Origin of the sequence: Micromonospora andamanensis, from assembly GCF_016863495.1 — a bacterium.
GTDB classification, from domain to species: domain Bacteria; phylum Actinomycetota; class Actinomycetes; order Mycobacteriales; family Micromonosporaceae; genus Micromonospora; species Micromonospora andamanensis.
Window position 1 is genome coordinate 1 of the sequence record NZ_BOOZ01000064.1, and the last position, 17311, is coordinate 17311.

At 70.2% G+C, this 17311-nt stretch carries 19 protein-coding genes, 1 tRNA gene and 2 pseudogenes; 8 read left to right on the plus strand and 14 right to left on the minus strand.

Features of this window, described 5'->3' with window-relative positions; translation table 11 throughout:
• A pseudogene (locus Van01_RS30225) lies at positions 1-324 on the plus strand (alanine--tRNA ligase); the annotation flags it as partial.
• Between the two features lie 105 nt (positions 325-429).
• Here the strand turns inward: Van01_RS30225 and Van01_RS30230 are convergent.
• The 9 genes from Van01_RS30230 to Van01_RS30265 form a co-directional block, all read right to left on the minus strand.
• A complete protein-coding gene (locus tag Van01_RS30230; RefSeq protein ID WP_204014852.1) occupies positions 430-1140 on the minus strand; it encodes a DJ-1/PfpI family protein in 711 nt (236 codons plus the stop codon).
• A 58-nt stretch (positions 1141-1198) separates the two neighbouring features.
• Complete coding sequence (locus tag Van01_RS33890) at positions 1199-1348, minus strand: hypothetical protein (protein WP_373306308.1); 150 nt, start codon at positions 1346-1348, stop codon at positions 1199-1201.
• Between the two features lie 40 nt (positions 1349-1388).
• Positions 1389-2177, minus strand: coding sequence for a metal ABC transporter substrate-binding protein (locus Van01_RS30235; RefSeq protein ID WP_204014854.1), 789 nt, complete (start codon positions 2175-2177; stop codon positions 1389-1391).
• Positions 2101-2985 (minus strand): metal ABC transporter permease, encoded by an 885-nt coding sequence (locus tag Van01_RS30240; RefSeq protein ID WP_204014856.1) that lies wholly within the window; start codon positions 2983-2985, stop codon positions 2101-2103. The genes Van01_RS30235 and Van01_RS30240 overlap by 77 nt, the downstream gene beginning before the upstream one ends.
• 8 nt (positions 2986-2993) lie before the next feature.
• Positions 2994-3626 carry a metal ABC transporter ATP-binding protein gene (locus tag Van01_RS30245; RefSeq protein WP_204014858.1) on the minus strand — a complete coding sequence of 211 codons (633 nt, stop codon included), beginning with the start codon at positions 3624-3626 and terminating at the stop codon, positions 2994-2996.
• A gap of 365 nt (positions 3627-3991) precedes the next feature.
• Positions 3992-4261, minus strand: a complete 270-nt coding sequence (locus Van01_RS33895; RefSeq protein WP_204014861.1) for a zf-HC2 domain-containing protein — start codon at positions 4259-4261, stop codon at positions 3992-3994.
• A 66-nt stretch (positions 4262-4327) separates the two neighbouring features.
• The gene (locus Van01_RS30255) at positions 4328-4870 is read right to left on the minus strand and encodes a sigma factor-like helix-turn-helix DNA-binding protein (RefSeq protein WP_204014863.1); all 543 of its coding nucleotides are present in this window, start codon (positions 4868-4870) and stop codon (positions 4328-4330) included.
• Between the two features lie 192 nt (positions 4871-5062).
• Complete coding sequence (locus Van01_RS30260) at positions 5063-7234, minus strand: heavy metal translocating P-type ATPase (RefSeq protein WP_204014913.1); 2172 nt, start codon at positions 7232-7234, stop codon at positions 5063-5065.
• Between the two features lie 41 nt (positions 7235-7275).
• Entirely contained in the window at positions 7276-7488 is a 213-nt protein-coding gene (locus tag Van01_RS30265) for a heavy-metal-associated domain-containing protein (RefSeq protein WP_204014866.1), read from the minus strand.
• A 299-nt stretch (positions 7489-7787) separates the two neighbouring features.
• On the opposite strand from Van01_RS30265, the gene Van01_RS30270 reads away from it, so the two are divergent.
• From Van01_RS30270 to Van01_RS30295, 6 genes are all read left to right on the plus strand, one after another.
• Positions 7788-8291, plus strand: a complete 504-nt coding sequence (locus Van01_RS30270) for an ABC transporter ATP-binding protein (RefSeq protein WP_239099393.1) — start codon at positions 7788-7790, stop codon at positions 8289-8291.
• Positions 8288-9061: a class I SAM-dependent methyltransferase gene (locus Van01_RS30275; RefSeq protein ID WP_204014869.1), complete on the plus strand. Its 774-nt coding sequence runs from the start codon at positions 8288-8290 to the stop codon at positions 9059-9061. The genes Van01_RS30270 and Van01_RS30275 overlap by 4 nt, the downstream gene beginning before the upstream one ends.
• An 11-nt stretch (positions 9062-9072) precedes the next feature.
• On the plus strand, positions 9073-9930 hold the full coding sequence (locus Van01_RS30280; RefSeq protein WP_204014870.1) for an MbnB/TglH/ChrH family RiPP precursor modification enzyme: 858 nt from the start codon (positions 9073-9075) through the stop codon (positions 9928-9930).
• 676 nt (positions 9931-10606) lie between these two features.
• Entirely contained in the window at positions 10607-10879 is a 273-nt protein-coding gene (locus tag Van01_RS30285) for an ABC transporter permease subunit (protein ID WP_204014871.1), read from the plus strand.
• A complete protein-coding gene (locus Van01_RS30290) occupies positions 10876-12840 on the plus strand; it encodes a dipeptide/oligopeptide/nickel ABC transporter permease/ATP-binding protein (RefSeq protein WP_204014872.1) in 1965 nt (654 codons plus the stop codon). The genes Van01_RS30285 and Van01_RS30290 overlap by 4 nt, the downstream gene beginning before the upstream one ends.
• A 66-nt stretch (positions 12841-12906) precedes the next feature.
• On the plus strand, positions 12907-13650 hold the full coding sequence (locus tag Van01_RS30295) for an ATP-binding cassette domain-containing protein (protein ID WP_204014873.1): 744 nt from the start codon (positions 12907-12909) through the stop codon (positions 13648-13650).
• Here the strand turns inward: Van01_RS30295 and Van01_RS30300 are convergent.
• The 5 genes and pseudogenes from Van01_RS30300 to Van01_RS30320 all read right to left on the minus strand — a co-directional run.
• Positions 13618-13935: pseudogene (locus tag Van01_RS30300) on the minus strand (DUF5615 family PIN-like protein); the annotation flags it as partial. The gene Van01_RS30295 and the pseudogene Van01_RS30300 overlap by 33 nt on opposite strands.
• 88 nt (positions 13936-14023) lie before the next feature.
• Positions 14024-14096: transfer RNA gene (locus Van01_RS30305), tRNA-Arg, on the minus strand.
• A gap of 110 nt (positions 14097-14206) precedes the next feature.
• Complete coding sequence (locus tag Van01_RS30310) at positions 14207-15247, minus strand: alpha/beta hydrolase (protein WP_204014875.1); 1041 nt, start codon at positions 15245-15247, stop codon at positions 14207-14209.
• 78 nt (positions 15248-15325) lie between these two features.
• On the minus strand, positions 15326-15532 hold the full coding sequence (locus Van01_RS30315) for a hypothetical protein (protein WP_204014876.1): 207 nt from the start codon (positions 15530-15532) through the stop codon (positions 15326-15328).
• 55 nt (positions 15533-15587) lie between these two features.
• Complete coding sequence (locus tag Van01_RS30320; RefSeq protein WP_204014878.1) at positions 15588-16004, minus strand: HPF/RaiA family ribosome-associated protein; 417 nt, start codon at positions 16002-16004, stop codon at positions 15588-15590.
• Positions 16005-16354: 350 nt separating this feature from the next.
• Here Van01_RS30320 and Van01_RS30325 point away from each other — a divergent pair, with 350 nt between their 5' ends.
• Positions 16355-17152, plus strand: a complete 798-nt coding sequence (locus Van01_RS30325) for a single-stranded DNA-binding protein (RefSeq protein ID WP_204014880.1) — start codon at positions 16355-16357, stop codon at positions 17150-17152.
• Positions 17153-17311: the final 159 nt, after the last annotated feature.

Genomic DNA, 17311 nt, shown 5'->3' on the forward strand with positions numbered 1-17311 from the left:
TTAGCGTGGTGGCCTGTCCGGGGCGACCGCAGCGAGGTCGAGGAGGTCGCGAACCTCGCGATCCGCCGCGACCTGCCTGTCGACGTCCGCTGCCTGCCCCTGGAACAGGCCCGCGCCGAGGGTGCCTTGGTCCTGTTCGGCGAGACTTACGACGCGACCGTGCGGGTCGTCGAGATCGGCGGCGAGTGGTCCCGCGAGCTGTGCGGCGGCACCCACGTCGACCACTCCGCGCAGATCGGCCCCCTCGCACTCACCGGCGAGTCGTCGGTCGGTGGCGGACAACGCCGTATCGAGGCCGTCACCGGAATCGAGGCATTCCGGTAACTTGCCTGCGAACGCGACCTCACCGCTGCCGGATGACGCCCGTCCGGCGATTCCTGTTGCCGTCCCGCCGCCGAGGAACTGACAGAGCGAGTCGCCTCGCATGGGTCAGGCGCGCCAGACGGTGCCGCGCCGTTCGTACTCCAGCACATGTTCGACCTGGACCGCGAGCGCCGCGCCGAGCTGGCGCTCGACAAGCCAGAGCGCGAGGTCCAGACCGGAGGTGACGCCACCAGCGGTGACCAGGTCGCCATCGTCGACCACGCGGGCGTCAGTGACGATGCCGCCCTGGGCCCGGAGGTCGTCGGCCGCCCGGTGGTGAGTGATGCAGGGTCGCCCGGCGGTGAGTCCGGCTGCGGACAGGAGCATGGTGCCGGTGCAGATGCCGGCGATGGTCAGGCCGCGGCGGCGCGCGGCGCGGATGGCTGCGGGCAGGACGCCACGTTGGATCTCGTACGCGACGCCTGGTGTGTCGGCCCGTCGGTATCCACCGCCGGGGACCACGAGCAGGTTTGCGTCCCGCGGCGACCAGCGGCCGGTCGCCTCGACCCGGGTGCCGTGGGTGGCGGTCACCGGGCTGGTGGCGTCCACCGTGACGAGGGTGGTGGTGATGTCACCGCCGAGACCGCGGGCCATGCCGAACACCTCGACCGGGCCGGCGAAATCCATCTCCTCCACCCCCGGGTACATCAGGATGTGCACCCGCACGGGCCGCTTCGGCGGACTGGCGGTGGCTGCCGAGGCGCCGACGACCGCGCCGACGGCGGTGGCTGTGGCTCCGGTCGCGATCGTGGCGCGCAGGACGCTTCGACGGTCCATGACGGTGCCCCCTACCTGGTGAATGACCTCTACTCAATCAGTCGGCCACCCCAGCCATTCAGTTCCGTCGATTTGCCTCGTTGTTGAACGACGGTCGGACAAGGTCCGCGATCAGGTTGCGCGGTGGCACGCCAACGTCACCCTGTCGCCAGGCCACGTGCCCGTCAGGTCGGACGAGGAGGCCGCCACCAGGGGGGACACCGCACATGTATCGCGGTGCCCGCCCGGGTGGGACCGGCCGGATCCGTTCAGGAGGCGACAGCGGCGATCAGTCGTTCGGTGTTGGTCCGGAACACTTCGAGCAGGTCCAGATCCGCCCCGGGAAAGTTCACGATGTCGACTCGTTTCGCGCTGGGGATGTCGGGGTTGGCGCCCGGCAGGTGAGCGTTGGCCAGCACCAGTGTCGGCTTCTTCGCGGTCAGATCGGCCAACTGGCTCGGGGTGACCGGCTGCGGCCCGTAGGTGCCGGCGACCGTGAGCCCGGCGAACTCGCCCCAGTACGCCATGAACAGGTGCGACGCGGCGACCGGAGGGGGACTCGGCAGCGCCGACCTGATCTGCTGGGACAGTTTGGCGTACTCGGTGTCGAAGGTGCTCAGCCACCCCTCGGCGGTGGCGGTGGTGCCGAACACTCCAGCCAGCCGGGTCACCTCTGACCGGATTGCATCGGGGGTGTTCTCCAACTGGACGGGGATGAGCTGGCCGGTGCCGCCGGCGGCCTCCTTCAGCCTCGGGGCGAAGCCGTCGAACTCGGCGAACAGGATGTAGTCGGCGTCGGTGACGGCGGCCAGGTCACTGGGCTTGGGGTCGTAGTCTGGCGGGTGCTGGACGGTGGCGGGGGCGACCACCGTGACGTTTGTGGCCCCGGCGGCCTTGGCGAATGCGCCTACCCAGCTGGTGGAGGCGACGACCTTCGGCCCCTGCGCGGTCGGCGCCACGCTGCCGCTCGGTGCGGGATCATCAGTGTTGCCACAGCCGCTGACCAGCAGGGACAGGGTCGCCACCGCGGTCAACGCGGTGACCCGGATCAATCGCATCACGTGCTCCTTCGGGAATCAGGTAGGTGAGCAGGGTCAAGGTGCCGGCCACCAGGACGAGGACGGGGCCGGGTGGCTGGTCGAGCAGCAGTGCCACCACGAAGCCGATGCTGTTGCCGGCGACGCCGAGTGCGATGGCCCAGAGCACCATGGATCGCAGGGAGCGGCCGAGGTTTCGGGCACCGAGTGCGGGCAGAATGGTCAACGCGTCGACAAGTAGCGCGCCGGTGAGCCGGATCGAGGCGCCGATCGCGACCGCGACGACGACCAGCAGCGCCAGCAGTAGTGGCCCGGCGGCGACGCCGGAACAGAGGGCAAGCTCCCTGTCGAACAGCAGCAGTGCCAGCTGGCGCCGCCAACGCCAGAACAGCACGTGCACCACCACGGTCAGCGCGCCGAGGATGATCAGGTCGACGTTCCGGGTGGCCAGGATGGAACCCCACAACAGTTCGAACGCGCCGGTGGCGTTGACCCCGGACACCGAGAGCACGAGCAGGGCGGCGGCGATGGCGAACGTCATCAGCAGGCCCATCGCACCGGGCAGTCCGGTGGGGCGGCGAGCCAGGGGAGCCACACCGGCACCGGCAATCGCGCAGGCGAGCAGCCCGCAGAGCATCGGGTCCACCCCGACGAGCAGGCCGACAGCTATACCGAGCAATGCCACGTGCATCATCGCGAACCGGACGGCGATGATGTCCAGACCGATGATGAACACCCCGACGATGGGCAGACCGACGGCGGCGATGAGCAGACCGATCGCCGAACGTTGCACCGCCGGCAGCGTGAGCAGATCGAGGAAGCCGTCCATGAAGGATGTCAGACCAACCGCAGCTTGCCGGCGGCCATCTCCGCCACCCGGTCGCAGGCCCGTGACATGGCCCGGTCGTGAGAGACCACCACGACCGTCACCGGTAGCGCGGCAAGCAGAGCGGCGACCTGTTCCTGACCGTGGAAGTCCAGCGCGGCGGTGGGTTCGTCGGCGAACAACGCGCGCGCGCCCGCCGCGACCGCACCCAGGGCGCGGGCCAGGAACACCCGTTGCAGCTGCCCGCCGGAGAGCGTGTGCAGGGGACGGCCGCCGAGTCCGGCGACGTCGAGCCGGGTGGCTGCGGTACGGGCGGCGACCGGGTTGCCCCCGCTGTCGAGTAGTTCGTCGACAAGCAGCGGGAACCGGCCGGGGGCGAGGCGCTGCGGCACCCACGCCACGTCACGGCGTCGCCGGGCCCACTCACCGTGGGTTGCGGCGGGCCGGCCGCCGACGGTGATGCTGCCGGAGGTGACGGGATGCAGACCGAGCGCGGCGCGGAGCAGGGTCGTCTTGCCGGAGCCATTGGCACCGGTCAGCGCGACATGCTCACCGGCGGCGACATCGAGATCGACGCCGTCGACCGCGGTCCTGCGCCCGTATCGGCAGGTGACGCCGGAGAACTTGATCGCGGCGGCGGTCATGTTTCGTTCTGGTCGGTGTGCTGTTCGCCCAGCCACCGCTCATCGATCCATGTGCGGGCAGGTGTTGCCCGCCACCATCGCGCTGTCGCCGCCGTCGACTGGGCCTGGGCCGTCATCAACACTCCGTTCACCCGCCCCTGCGTGGTGGTTGGACGACGGCCACGAGCCGTAGCGGCCGGGCCCGTCCCCGGCGCGGGCACGCGGCCGTCGTCCAGCCGTACCTTTGGTCGTGCGGACGGGCCGGCTGGTTCCGGCTCGGCCCGCAGTGTCGCTACGCCGGCCCATGAACCGATTGCCGACACGCGGCGCTCCGATGCCGGGCCACGCGAGGTGCGGAGGAGTCCGGGCTGCCATCCTGGGGACGGTCACGGCCGGCGCAGATCCTTGCGGGTCGAGAGACCGCGATTGCCGACTCGCCGCCCGCGTCGGGTCGGCCGGGGGCGGTGACGGTTCGGCCGTGAACTGACACCGGTTCCGGACATCCGGACTCTGCGAGTGATCTCGACGGCCCACGCCAACCACTGCTGACAGCCGGGACACCCCGCCAGATGCGCCCTGAGCATGATCTGCTCGTGCGGTGTCGCCTCACCGTCGAGTTGCGCGGACAAAACCTCGCGCCACGCCTCGCACCCCACGTCACGAATAGTCGGGCGACATTGCCGTGTGGTTCCCCCGCACGGGTTCGGCTGCGAGAAATCGGATCAGCCGGCGGCGTCGTCCCTACGCAGCGACCGAGGCGCAGGGCGCGAGCCGACGGCCGCGACCAACGACACCCGCGCCTGCGCCACTCGTGTTCGGATGTCACCGACAGAACACCCGCAGACGACGGCGGCCTCGGCGTATGACAGACCGAGCATCTGGGTGACGACGAATGCCTCACGCTGTTCCCAGGTAAGGTCGCTGACCAGTTGGTCGGTGGCGTTCAGGCTGACGCCCTGTCCGCGACCGGGCCGGGCGTGCCGTTCTCCATCGAGTTTCTCAGCCTGGGCGTGCTCGACGGCCACCTGCCGGGCGACGCCGAGCAACCAGACCCGTGCCGACGAGCGGGCGACGATCGAGGGCAGTTCGCGCATCGCCCGTGTGTAGGTCTCCCGGGCGAGATCGAGGCCATCGGCGGGGCCGGCGAGGTGTAGGAACATGCGCTGTACCTGGTGCTGCGTCGCCCGGATGAATGCTGCGGCGGCCTGCTGGTCGCCGTGGCCGGCGGCTATCGCCCATGCAGTGATCTCGGCATCGTCTGCCACCCGCAGCTCCTTCCGTCACCCGGAACCCCGGCTCCCGGGGCAACAATACGACAAGCTGTAGTAGCTAGTGTCGTCGCCTGCGTCAGCCACTGAGGCTTCGCTGCCTGCTGCTGTGATACGGACCGCAGGGCGTCGTGGGATCAATCGCAGTGACAGTGGCTGCACCTCGCGTCCCGTGGAGCTTCCGGTCACCTACCGCCGACCCGATGGCTGCCAGTGCGACAGGCGCAGGCTGTTCAGTACGACGATCAGGCTGGAACAGGCCATCGCGGCGGCGGCAAGCATCGGATTGACCAGGCCGAGCCCGGCGAGCGGGATCATCAGGACGTTGTAGGCGAAGGCCCAGAACAGGTTGACCTTGATCGTACGAAGGGTCGCTCGGGCCAGGGTGAGCGCGTCGACGGTGGCGGTCAGATCGACACTGCCCGCGTCCGCGCGTACCAACGTCACGTCACTGGCCTCGATCGCGATGTCGCTGCCGGTGGCCACGGCGATCCCCAGGTCGGCCTCGGCCAGGGCGGCGGCGTCGTTCACGCCGTCACCGATCATCGCCACCGCGCGCCCGTCGGCACGTAGCTCACGAATGGTCGCGGCCTTTGTCTCGGGGCTGACTCCGGCGATGACCTCGATCGGGTCGAGCTGCTCGGCGACCGCTCCGGCGGCGGCCGGGGTGTCCCCGGTGAGCAGCACGGGACGCAGGCCGAGCGCCCGCAGTCGGGTGACCGCCGGCACCGCGGTGTCCCGCAAACTGTCGTTGACGCTGATCCAGCCGAGCAGCCGTCCGTCGCGGGCGACGTGCACGACGGTGTCCGTCACGGTATGCGGCTCGACCACGCCGACACCCGCATCGGCGAGGTGGCTAGCGTTTCCGACGACGACGAGTGCGCCGTCGACCGTGCCCATCGCTCCTCGGCCTGGCGTCGCCTGGAAGCGCTCGACGGTCGGCAGTTCGGCCGCGTTTCGTTGCCCGTCGGCGATCACGATGGCCTGCGCGATCGGATGCTCGGCGTAGTTTTCGACGGCGGCCGCAGCACGGAGCAACTCCTCGCGCCGGACACCATCGGCGGGGTGTACGCCAGTGACCCGCATGCGGCCGGTGGTAAGTGTGCCGGTCTTGTCGAAGACGACCGTGTCGATGCGGCGGGCGGACTCCAGAGCCGCGGCACCCCGGATCAGGATGCCGAGCTGTGCACCACGTCCGGTGCCGACCAGCAGCGCCGTCGGGGTGGCCAGGCCGAGCGCGCAGGGACACGCCACGATCAGCACCGCGACCGCCACTCCGACTGCGGTGGTCGCCGGTGCGAGGGCCAGCCAGCCGGCGAAGGTGGCCAGCGCCAGGACCAGCACGAACGGAACGAAGATGCCGGCAACCTCGTCGGCGAGGCGCTGCACTCGCGCCTTGCCCGCCTGGGCGTCCGCCACCAACCGGCCGATCTGCGCCAGCCGGGTGTCCTCGCCGACCCTCGTGGCGCGGACGATGAGCCGGCCGCCGGTGTTGATTGTCGCGCCGGTGACCGACGCACCCGGACCAACCTCCACCGGCACGCTCTCGCCGGTGAGGAGGGCGGCGTCGATCGCGCTCACGCCGGACTCGACGACACCGTCAGTGGCGATCTTTTCGCCCGGCCGCGCCACGAAGCGGTCGCCGACCTGAAGGTCTGTGACAGGCAGTTGGTGTTCCTGACCGGATGGGCCAAGGACGGTGACGTCCCGGGCACCGAGTTCGGCGAGCCCGCGGAGCGCCGAGCCGGCCCGTGATCGGGCGCGTGCCTCAAGCCAACGCCCGGTCAGCAAAAACGTCACCAGGGCGGCCCCGACCTCGAAATACAGCGCATGGTCGTGGCTACCGAGCAGGTCGAGGCTCATGGTCAGACCCGGCTGGCCAGCGGGGGTGGCCAGCAGCGCCCACACGCTCCAGAGGTAGGACACCAGCGCGCCAAGCGAGACGAGTGTGTCCATGGTGGCGGTGCCGTGTCGGGCGTTGAGGGCCGCGGCCCGGTGGAACGGCCAGCCAGCCCAGCCCACGACCGGGCCGGTCAACCCGGCTACCACCCACTGCCACCAGGCGAACTGCCACGCCGGAACCATCGAAATGGCGAGCACGGGCGCGGTGAGGGCGGCGGCGATGACCAGCCGCCGGCGCAGTGCGGCGTCGGTGTGCTCACCGGCGGATACCGGGCGGTCCGGCTGCGGCGGGTGGGCCGTGTAGCCCATGGCGACGACCGTCGCCACGAGATCGGTGACGGGCAGGGACGGTGGGTGTGTGACGGTGGCGGTGGCGGTGGCGAAGTTGACCGTGGCCCGCACCCCGTCGATCCGGTTCAGTTTGCGCTCGATCCGGTTGGCGCACGCCACGCAGGTCATGCCGCCCACCGTCAGGGGGGTCAGCACGAGCTCGGCAGTGGTCACGAGACCACTCCCGCGAGATCGAAGCCTGCGTCGTCGATGGCACGCTGCACGTCGGCGGTGGCCAGCGCGCCTTCACTGCGGACGGTCACCTGGGCGGTGGCCAGGTCGACCTCGACGTCTCGGACGCCGGGCAGCGCCGTCAAGCCAGCGGTGACCGACTGGACGCAATGGCCGCAGCTCATGCCGAGGACGTGGTACGTCGATCGCACGGGGAACCTCTTTCAGGTGGGTGAACTCGCACAGCAGGCGAGGAGCAGCGCGACGGCATTTGCCCCATGCCGTCGGGTGGACCGGCGCCGCAGCCGTGACGGGCGGCGCGTGACGTGTCCGGCTCCCGCTCATGGTACGGCCCGTTCGCGGAATCGGTTCATCGGATCGAGGTTTCAGTCGCGGGGCCCCAAGGACCGCAGAACCCGGTCGAGCAGCCGCCCGCTGCGGACATCTCGCTCCCGAGTGGAAAGCAGCGCTTGCCGGTGACGTCGACTTCGACGTTCGGGAGATCGTGCGGATGGGCCGGTCGCCTTACCTGTCGGCGCTGCGACCGGCGACCGCCGCCGACGAGCAACTCGTCACCGATGCGCTGGAGCGGGTCGGTGCCATGCCGTTGGCGGGCCGGGGCTTCCGGACGCTGTCCGGTGGGGAGAAACAACGGGTGCTGCTCGCCAGGGCCCTCGCCCAGCAGCCGGACCTGCTGGTGCTCGACGAGCCGACGAACCACCTGGACGTCCGCCATCAGCTGGAGACGCTCGACCTGATGCGGCGACTCGGCATCGCGACGCTCACCGCGCTGCACGATCTCAATCTCGCGGCCGCCTACTGCGACCGGCTCTACGTGCTGGCGGCCGGCCGGGTGGTCGCCAGCGGCCCTCCCGACGAGGTGCTGAGCCCGGACCTGGTGGGCTCGGTGTTCGGCGTCGGTGCGGTGCCGTCGGTGCATCCGGTGACGGGCCGTACGCATCTGGCCTTCTATCCGCTGGGCGCAGCGGCCGAAGCGGGGACGGTACGACGATGAGCGCCGCCGACGATCACGGCAGGCGTAACCGTCGGGCCTGGAACCGGATGGCCGACCAGTACCAGGAGATCCTGGCTGAGATGGGTGCCCCGGGTGAGCTGACCTGGGGCTGGTGGCGGCACTCGGAGCACCAGCTCGACATCCTGGGCGAGCTGACCGGCCGGGATGTGCTCGACCTGGGCTGCGGTGCTGCCGGTTGGGCCCGCCGCCTCGCCGACCACGGCGCCAACGTGGTAGGCGTCGACGCTTCGGCACGTCAACTCGTGCACGCCGCTGCCGCTGCGTGTGCAGGCCGGCCCGCTGTCGCCCTGGTGAACGGGGACGCCGAACGGCTGCCGTTCGCGGATGCCAGTTTCGATGTCGCGGTGTCGAACTGGGGTGCGCTGAGCTTCTGCGACCCGCACGTCGCCGTGCCCGAGGCGGCCCGGGTGCTGCGTCCCGGCGGACTGCTTGTGGTCTGCACGTCGAGCCCGATCTACTGGCTCTGCACTCCACCCGACGCCGACCAGCCCGGCGCAGACCTGCGTCGAGGCTACTTCGACATGCATCGCTCCCCGGGCAACACCGGAACCGTCCGCTTCCAGCTGCCCTACGGCGGCTGGATCCAGACCTTCGCGGCAGCCGGGTTGACGGTCGAGGCGCTGATCGAGCCGACCCCCGATCCGGACACCGTGATCCCCAAACACCTCGACCAGGACACCTGGCGGCACTGGCTGGCCAACTGGCCGTTCGACGTCATCTGGAAGGTCCGCAAACCCACCCGACGCTGAAGGAGAGCCCGATGTCTGTCGCCTGGCCACCCGCCACCACCGTTCCCCACCTCGGCGTCGGCGTCGGACTGCGGGCGGAGATCGAGCAACTTGTCGTCGACCACGCCGAGCAGATCGACTGGCTCGAACTCATCACCGAGGACTACCTGTTCAACCCGCACCGCCGTGCCACTCTGGCCGCTCTACGGGAGCGTTTCCCGCTGATCCCGCACGGTGTCGAACTTTCCATCGGCAGTGCCGAACCGGTCGACGAGGAGTATCTTTCGGCACTCGCGGAGTTGGTCGCGCTCGTCGACGCGCCCTGGTGCAGCGACCATCTCTGCTTCACTCGTGCGGGTGGCATCGCGCTCAGCGCGTTGCTGCCGCTGCCGCGCACCGAGGAGGTCGTCGCAGCGGTCGCCGACAAGGTGCGACACATCCAGCAGGTCGTCGGGGTGCCGTTCCTGCTGGAGAACATCAGCGCGTTCATCGACCTACCGGGGGAGATGCCCGACGCCGAGTTCCTCACCCGCATCGTGGAACGCGCGGACTGCGGCATCCTGCTCGACCTGACAAACGTCTACAACAACGCGGTAAACCACCAATTCGATCCGCTGACCTATCTGGACGCCATCCCCCTGGAACGTGTCGTCCAGGTCCACCTCGCCGGTGGCACGTACGCGGGTGACCTGCTTCAGGACAACCACCGTACGGCGGTCCACACCGAGGTGTGGGATCTGCTGCGCCACGTACTTCCGCACGCGCCGATAAGCGGGTTCATGATCGAACGCGACGGCAAACTCCCGGACGACTTCCCGGAGATCCTTGCCGACATCGCCCGCACCCGCGAAGTGATAGGCACCTCCGATGCCGGGGTGGGGCTGCGATGAACACGCTCGGCCTCCAGACGGCCCTGGCCCGGTTGCTTGTCGAGCCCAGACTGCGCGAACAGTGGCGCGTTGCTCCTGGCACGGTGGCCGGAGACCTGAAGCTGACCGTGGAAGAGATCGAGTTGCTCACCCGCGTCGATCTCGACCGGCTCGACTTCACCGCCGGTGGCATCGAACGGGCCCGTACCCGCACCCTCAAGCGCATGTTCGCCATGACGCTGCGCGCCGTCGGTGACCCGTCGGGCGCCGAACGGCTCGTCGTCGGTTTCGTGCGTTCGGTCGTCCCCCTCGCCGCGCGCGACGAGGCCGCCAAGTGGATCAACGAGGGGAAACGGTTCGTCGAGCATCTGCGTCGGCTCGCTATCGCCGGACGGGTGCCCTCGGCCTTGGCGGAGTTGGCTCGGCTGGAGTGGCTGCGGGCAGACCTTCGATACGACCCAGACGCGGCCCGCTCAGCAGAGTGGGCGCACCTGCATCACGACGCGGCAACACCGCCCGGCGCCGCGGCAGTGCCACAACTGGCCGGGCACGTTCGCGTGGTCCGGTTCGACGCTGACGTGCTCGCGCTAACCGCAGGTCGCGCACCAGCACAGTCCGGGCAGGCCTGTCTTGCGTTGGCATTGCGACCCGACGGTGTGATCCGCACCTACCGGCTCACCCCCGAGGCACGGTCGTGGTGGAGCAGATCTTTGGCTGGCCCGGCCTCGGCGCCTACTTCGTACGGGCAGCCGCAGCGCGCGACGTCCCGGCGCTACAGGCCAGCGCGCTCGTCCTGGGCGGTGGGTTCATCCTCGCCAACCGCCTCGCCGACGTGCTGCAGATCCTCATCGACCCCCGCTCCCGCCGCAGCTCAGGGGTCCACGCCCGTGCGCCCCGACGCCGCCGGGATGGAGCAGGTCACGTCGCGGCCACCGGGCACAAAGCCGATGCTCGGACGGAGACGACATGACGGCAGGACATGGTCGGCGCGGCATCCCGGCAGGGCTGCGCACCGCGCTTGTCGCGCTGCCCCTGGGCCTGTTCGCGATCGCGGGGTTGCTGGCGCCGGTCCTGGCCCCGGCCGACCCAGCCGCCAACGACCTGGCGGCCAGCCTGTTGCCGCCGTCAGCGGACCATCTGCTCGGCACCGACCAACTCGGCCGTGACCAGCTCAGCCGGCTTCTGCACGGGGCGCAGATCTCCCTGGCGGTCACCGCCGCGGTCCTGGGGATCTCGATGACCGTGGGGGTCGTTACCGGCACCGTCGCCGGCTACCTGGGCGGATGGGTCGACCGGGTGGTCTCCCGGATCATCGACATAGCGGTGGCCCTGCCCGGGATGCTCGTGGCGCTGGCGGTGATCGGCGTTCGGGGTCCTGGTGTGGAGAATCTCGTCCTCGCGATGTCGGTGTGGGCCTGGGCCCCGTACGCCCGCATCGCCCGCGCCCGCACCGCCAGCCTGCGCGGTAGTCCGCACCTGGACGCGCTGCGGCTGCTCGGCGCCGGGCCGGCGCGCATCGTGGGTCGGCATCTGCTGCCGCCTGCCCTGGCACCGTGCCTGGTCTACGCCAGCACCGACGTCGGCGCCATCGTGCTCGGGGTTGCCACGTTGAGTTTCCTCGGCCTCGGCATACCGCCCCCTCAGGCCGAGTGGGGGCAGATGCTCATCGAGGGGCGCCCCTACCTGGCCTCGGCCTGGTGGCTCGCCTACCCGCCCGGTATCGCGATCACGGCTGTCGTGTTCGCCAGCAACCTGCTCGGTGAACGACTGGCGGCCGGCGACGAGCGGCCCTCGATCCTGCGCTGGGTGCTGCCTTACCGCCTGCTCACCCGGGCAGCCGGCCGGGCAGCCTCCCGGCCGCCGGCCACCACTGGCGCGACTGCCCCGTCGACCACGTCCGCCGACGACCGGAGCGTGCTGCAGGTACGGGACCTGTCCGTCACCTATCCGCACGACGGTGCCCAACGTCGCGTCGTCGCCGATGTCTCTTACCAGGTCAAGCGCGGGCAGATCCTGGCGCTTGTCGGAGAGACCGGCAGCGGCAAGACCACGGCGGCGCTGGCTCCCTTCGGACTGTTGGACCCCACCGCGGTCGTGACCGGCGCGGCACTGCTGGGTGCCGGGGACGGGGCCCGTCAACTCGTCGGTCTGCCGCCGCACGAACGCCGCCAAATCAACGGCCGGCGGGTCGGCGTGGTCTTCCAGGACAGCCTCGCCGCCCTCAACCCCCTGCGGACCATCGGCGCCCACGTCGACGAGGCCGTCCGCAACGCCGGCCGGGGCAGCCGACACGGCGCCACCCGCCAGGTCACCGAGGAACTGCTCTGGCTGGTCGGCCTGCCCGACCCCACCGGGATCGCCCGTGGGTTCCCGCATCAACTGTCGGGCGGGATGCGCCAACGGGTGCAGATCGCCATCGCCCTCGCGGGTGAGCCGGATCTGCTCGTCGCCGACGAGCCCACCTCCGCGCTCGATGTGACCGTGCAGGCACAACTGCTCGACCTGCTGGCCCGACTCCGCGACGAACTGAACATGGCCATGATCATCATCAGCCATGACCTGGCGGTGGTCACCCGCCTGGCCGACACAGTGGCCGTCATGTACGCCGGCCGGATCGTTGAAACAGGGCCGCTGGCCACCGTCATCGGTAATCCGAACCATCCCTACACGCGAGGGCTGCTCGACGCCGTACCCCGTTCCGGAGCGCCGCCGGGCACCCGGTTTCGCACTATGCCTGGACGCTCTGGCGCCGGTCCGGACGACACCGGCGGCTGCGCGTTCGCCTCCCGGTGCCCGGTCGCCCTCCCCGCCTGTGTGCAGCGCCAACCGATACTGGTCGCGCTGGGCGGGGCGCACCGGTCCGCGTGCCTGCGCCAACCCGGCGGGCCCTCGCTGATGCCCGAGGCAGCCGTCCGGCGGAACGGGGATTGACCGGTGTTAGAGATCGAAGGTGTTGTGGCCGGCTACTCCGTCGGGCGAGGGCGGCACCGCAACACCGTGGTGGACGACATCACCATGCGGGTCGAGGCGGGAGAGATCGTCGGCCTGGTCGGCGAGTCGGGGTGCGGCAAGACGACCCTCGCCCGCGTGATCACCGGGCTCCACCGCCCCGATTCAGGCTCGGTACGCCTCGCCGGGACGGACGTGTACAGCCTGCGCGGTCGGGCACTGCGCACCCATCGACGGCGGATACAGATGGTCTTCCAGGAGCCGTATCTCACTTTCAGTCCCCGACAGACAGTCCGGCAAGCCATCGCCGAGCCGCTACACATCCACCGCCTCGGCGACTCTCGTGCCCGGTCCGCCCGCGTGGACGAATTGCTGGACCTCGTCGGGCTCGATAACCGTGTGTGTGATCGTCGGCCGCAGCAACTGTCCGGTGGGCAGCAGCAGCGGTTGGCGATCGCCCGCGCACTGACCGTCGAACCACGCTTGCTTGTCTGCGACGAGCCGGTCACCGCACTCGACGTGTCGGTGCAGGCCAAAGTCCTCAACCTGCTATGCGACCTGCGCGACCAGCTCGGCCTTGCGTGCCTGTTCATCTCCCATGACCTCGCCGTCGTCAGGCAACTCGCCGACCGGATTGCGGTCATGCACAACGGTCGCATCATTGAGCAGGGTCCGACCGTGCAGCTCACCACCGATCCTCGCCATCCGTACACCCAGTCGCTACTCGCGGCGACGCCCGCCATCGACCTGAAAGCGGCGCTATCCACCTCCGCTCGGGAGGAAGGAGGGTGATCTGACTGGCTGCGACTCGTGGCCGATGCAATCCGGCGTGGGGGGTCGCTTGCCGCGCAGGATGGGCAAGGGCCGGACCCGCAGCGAGTCCTCGCCGACTACGACGATCGCTCCACCGGCCAGGTCGTCGGCGACTGCGGCGAGGTTCGCCACCAGGATCGCGATGATCTGTGCGGCTCGACGACCGCTGATCCGCCGGACCAGCAACACGGACGGTTCGCTGGCCCCGGAGGAGGCCAGCAGAGTGTCGAAGTCGGTGTCTGCGGAGATCAACACTCGCTGTTCCTGGCGTGCCCGTGCCTAAATCAAAGAATGTCATTAATGAAGATCGCGAAAATCGCTAGAAACCGCAGTTCAGGGCCATGTGGTGGAGCGCGCCCGGCAGGATTCGAACCTGCGGCCTTGGGATTAGAAGTCCCCTGCTCTATCCGCTGAGCTACGGGCGCAACGTGGTATCGCGCGAGAAGGGTACCGCCGCCGGGGGCTTGTCCGGCGGAACGGGTGGTCAGGTCGCTGTCGTAGCCGTGGTGCCGGGCGGATGACGACAGTCGACGGGTCAGGCGTCCGCGGGAGAGTGCGCCTCCCCGGCCGGATGGTGCTCGTCCGCAGGGGGCCGGGGCTGCGGCGGAAGCGGGCGGCTGGTAGTCGGCCCGGCGCCGAGGAAGGCTTCGGCCCATCGGCCTACCTCGGCGAAGACCTTCTCGCGTACGGCGGGGCCGGAGAGCGTGAGGTCGTGCAGACCGCCGTCAAAGCGGGACACGGTGACGTGCTGGCCGAGGCGGGGTGCCCAGCGGACCATGTGTTCGACATCGAGGACGGCGTCGGCAAGTGTTGCCGCGTCCTGCCACTTCGTGCCCCGGAACGACCGGGTCGAGCAGGCGAGCAGCACCGGCACCGGGATGTTCAGACCGGCGCGCAGTCGTCGCTGGCCGGTGCGGATGGCGTCCAGCCAGCCGGCCCGGACGGGGAAACCGGCAAGCGGCTTCCAGGCCAGGTCGTACGTCCATTCGCCGCGATGGTCGGCGTGCAGGCTCTCGCCGTACACGGTGCCGAGACCGAACGGGAGGATGCGGTGCGGGGCCCTGCGGCCCAGGCGTGCGACGGCGGCCGCGAGGGGTCGCCGCACGAACCAGGGGGCGTTGAGGTCGAAGAACGGGCTGTTGAGGAACAGCCCGTCGACAAGCCCGGCGTCGCGGCGGGCGTCGGCCCACAGGGAGACGACCAGGCCGCCGGTGGAGTGGCCCATGGCCAGCAGGGTGTCGTGTCCGTCCTCGTCGCGGATGATCTGCGCGGCGGCGTCCAGTTCGGGGAAGTAGTCGCCGAGGTCGCGGCAGAAGTTCGGGGTCTGGTGCGGCAGCAGACTACGACCGTACTTGCGCAGGTCGAGGGCGTAGAAGTCCCAGCCACGCTCGGCGAAGAAGTCGGCCACGTGGGTCTGGAAGAAGTAGTCGACGAAGCCGTGCACGTAGAGCACGGCGCGCCCGGTGGGGCGTTCGGCCCGGCGGCGGACCAGGGTCGCCACCACTGGGCCCTCGTCATCCCTGCCCAGCTCGATGATGTGCCGCTCGTAGGGCGGGCCAAGCACGTCCGGTTCCACCCCGCCGACGGTACGCCGGCCGGCTACCGGGCGGTAGCCCCCGCCCGCCCGCACCAGACGGACGAGGGCTGCCCGCTGTCAGTCGCCCACGGACTCTCGGCCGGTGGGTTCGTGTGAGGTCGAGGCCCGCCCACGGTCGGGACCGTACGGCGACACCTGGTCGACCGGTACCGAGCGGTGCTCCCGCCGGGTCGAGGACGAACCGCCCTCGATCGGGCCGTCGCTGTCCTGGACCAGTCGGGTCTCGCCGCTGCGGCGCATCTCGGGTTGCTGCACGTTGGGCATATCTGTCACCTCCACGGTGAGCGGGCGGCCGGTCGTCTACCGCCCGGCCACGCGATCACTTCTCGTCGGTCGTTCCGGCGCCGGCAAGCTCGTCGATCGAGGCGGCCGGGCCAGGCGGTTCGTTGACCCGCAGGTGCTTGTTGTTGCGAGGCTCCTGCCGGGTCTTCGAATCGTTCAGTTGACGACGCAGGTCGTCGCGGACGTCGTTGAGCGCGGCGTGCAGGTCCTCCTCGGTCGAGGTGGCGACGATCCGCTGCCGGCCGGCGATCCAGCACTCCAGGGTGACCTTCTGGCCCTTGGCCTCCCGGTCCTTCACCGACAGCTCCATGTCGGTGGCGTCGGCGTGGAAGCCGGCCAGGCGGGCGTCGAGCGTGCTGAACTGCTCGACGATCCGGCCCCGCTCACGGTCGGCGAAGCCGGCGCCGAGCCGGAGGCACTGGGCCACGGTGGCCGGGTCCTGCACGGCGCTCATCGCCGCACCTGCCCCGCGAGGCGGGTGGAACGGGTGATGGTCATCATCATGATCGCTGACCCTTTCGTTCGACGTCGTGCTCACAGATGCGCTGACGGGATCTCTACCCAGGTCGGCTCCGTCCGGAACGTGACCATTTCCGCCCCCTGTTGATCATCGGAGGTCGGCTGGCCGGTGGGTCAGGGCCGATCGGCCTACCACATCGGGACCTTGATCAGGCGTTCGTCCACAGGTGGTCCGGCCATCCACAGGTGCCGCCTCCCGGGCTGCCCGCGACGGGCCCCGGGCCGCAGGCTCGGTGACGAGTCGACTCGCCGGAGACCCGCCCCCGACCCCTTCGAGGAGGGACGATGTTCGATACCTACATGACGATTGTCGGAAATGTTCTGACCGCGCCGGAGTGGCGTCGCACCACGCAGAGCAACACCCTGGTGGCCAACTTCAAGGTCGCCTCGACCGCCCGACGCCTCGACCGCGACAGCGGTCGCTGGGTCGACGGCAACAGCCTGCGGGTACGCGTCAACTGCTGGCGCAAACTCGCCGAGGGAGTTGCCGCCTCGGTGATGATCGGCGACCCCGTGGTGGTCTGTGGCCGCCTCTACACCCGTGACTGGATCGACGACGCCGGCAACCATCGCACCCTGTACGAGTTGGAGGCCGTCGCGGTCGGCCACGACCTGTCCCGGGGGCGTGGGAGGTTCCTGCGTAACCGCCCCGCGCTGGCCACCAGCGCGGTCTCCGACGCCGACGCCGAGCAGCGGGTGCACGGCGAGCCGACCGAGCCGGTGCCGGACGAGGAGGCGCCGGCCCGGCCCGACCATCGCCCGGTCGACGACGACTTCGAGCTGCCCGACCTGTCCAGCTTCGGGGCCGGTCTCGCCGGGAGTCCCGACTCCGGTCCGCCCGGCGGGTTCGACCCGGGTTCTGCGCGCGGGTTCGACTCGTCCGGCACCGACCAGCCGGCGTCGGAAGAGTTGGACGAGTTGGACGTCGTCGGGGAGAGCGTCTCCGACGACCTGGCCCCGGTGCCCGCGGACGGCACCGGGGCCGAGGCCGAGTCGGCGGTGCGCCCGGAGGAATCGGGGGCGGGCGATGCCGCGACCGGGCGTGGCCGGCGAGGGCGCGGTCGGCTGCCGCAGCCCGTCTGACGACGCGCGGAAGGTGTCCCCGGTGATGACTGCCGGACATGTCGCCTGACGGTGTGCGGCGCGGACGCTCGCCACTGGCGATCGGGTGACCGGGTAGCTGAGGTGTCCGGTCACCCACCGCCAGGGTGGCGGCAGCCGGCTCGGCCGTTCGGTGCCCGA

What these genes read in the sequence shown, in the direction of transcription:
- Van01_RS30230 (WP_204014852.1), bottom strand. Translation starts at nt 1,140, where the DNA reads ATGGACCGTCGAAGCGTCCTGCGCGCCACGATCGCGACCGGAGCCACA.
- Van01_RS33890 (WP_373306308.1), bottom strand. Translation starts at nt 1,348, where the DNA reads ATGTGCGGTGTCCCCCCTGGTGGCGGCCTCCTCGTCCGACCTGACGGG.
- Van01_RS30235 (WP_204014854.1), bottom strand. Translation starts at nt 2,177, where the DNA reads ATGCGATTGATCCGGGTCACCGCGTTGACCGCGGTGGCGACCCTGTCC.
- Van01_RS30240 (WP_204014856.1), bottom strand. Translation starts at nt 2,985, where the DNA reads ATGGACGGCTTCCTCGATCTGCTCACGCTGCCGGCGGTGCAACGTTCG.
- Van01_RS30245 (WP_204014858.1), bottom strand. Translation starts at nt 3,626, where the DNA reads ATGACCGCCGCCGCGATCAAGTTCTCCGGCGTCACCTGCCGATACGGG.
- Van01_RS30260 (WP_204014913.1), bottom strand. Translation starts at nt 7,234, where the DNA reads ATGACCTGCGTGGCGTGCGCCAACCGGATCGAGCGCAAACTGAACCGG.
- Van01_RS30270 (WP_239099393.1), top strand. Translation starts at nt 7,788, where the DNA reads ATGGGCCGGTCGCCTTACCTGTCGGCGCTGCGACCGGCGACCGCCGCC.
- Van01_RS30275 (WP_204014869.1), top strand. Translation starts at nt 8,288, where the DNA reads ATGAGCGCCGCCGACGATCACGGCAGGCGTAACCGTCGGGCCTGGAAC.
- Van01_RS30280 (WP_204014870.1), top strand. Translation starts at nt 9,073, where the DNA reads ATGTCTGTCGCCTGGCCACCCGCCACCACCGTTCCCCACCTCGGCGTC.
- Van01_RS30290 (WP_204014872.1), top strand. Translation starts at nt 10,876, where the DNA reads ATGACGGCAGGACATGGTCGGCGCGGCATCCCGGCAGGGCTGCGCACC.
- Van01_RS30315 (WP_204014876.1), bottom strand. Translation starts at nt 15,532, where the DNA reads ATGCCCAACGTGCAGCAACCCGAGATGCGCCGCAGCGGCGAGACCCGA.
- Van01_RS30320 (WP_204014878.1), bottom strand. Translation starts at nt 16,004, where the DNA reads ATGAGCGCCGTGCAGGACCCGGCCACCGTGGCCCAGTGCCTCCGGCTC.
- Van01_RS30325 (WP_204014880.1), top strand. Translation starts at nt 16,355, where the DNA reads ATGTTCGATACCTACATGACGATTGTCGGAAATGTTCTGACCGCGCCG.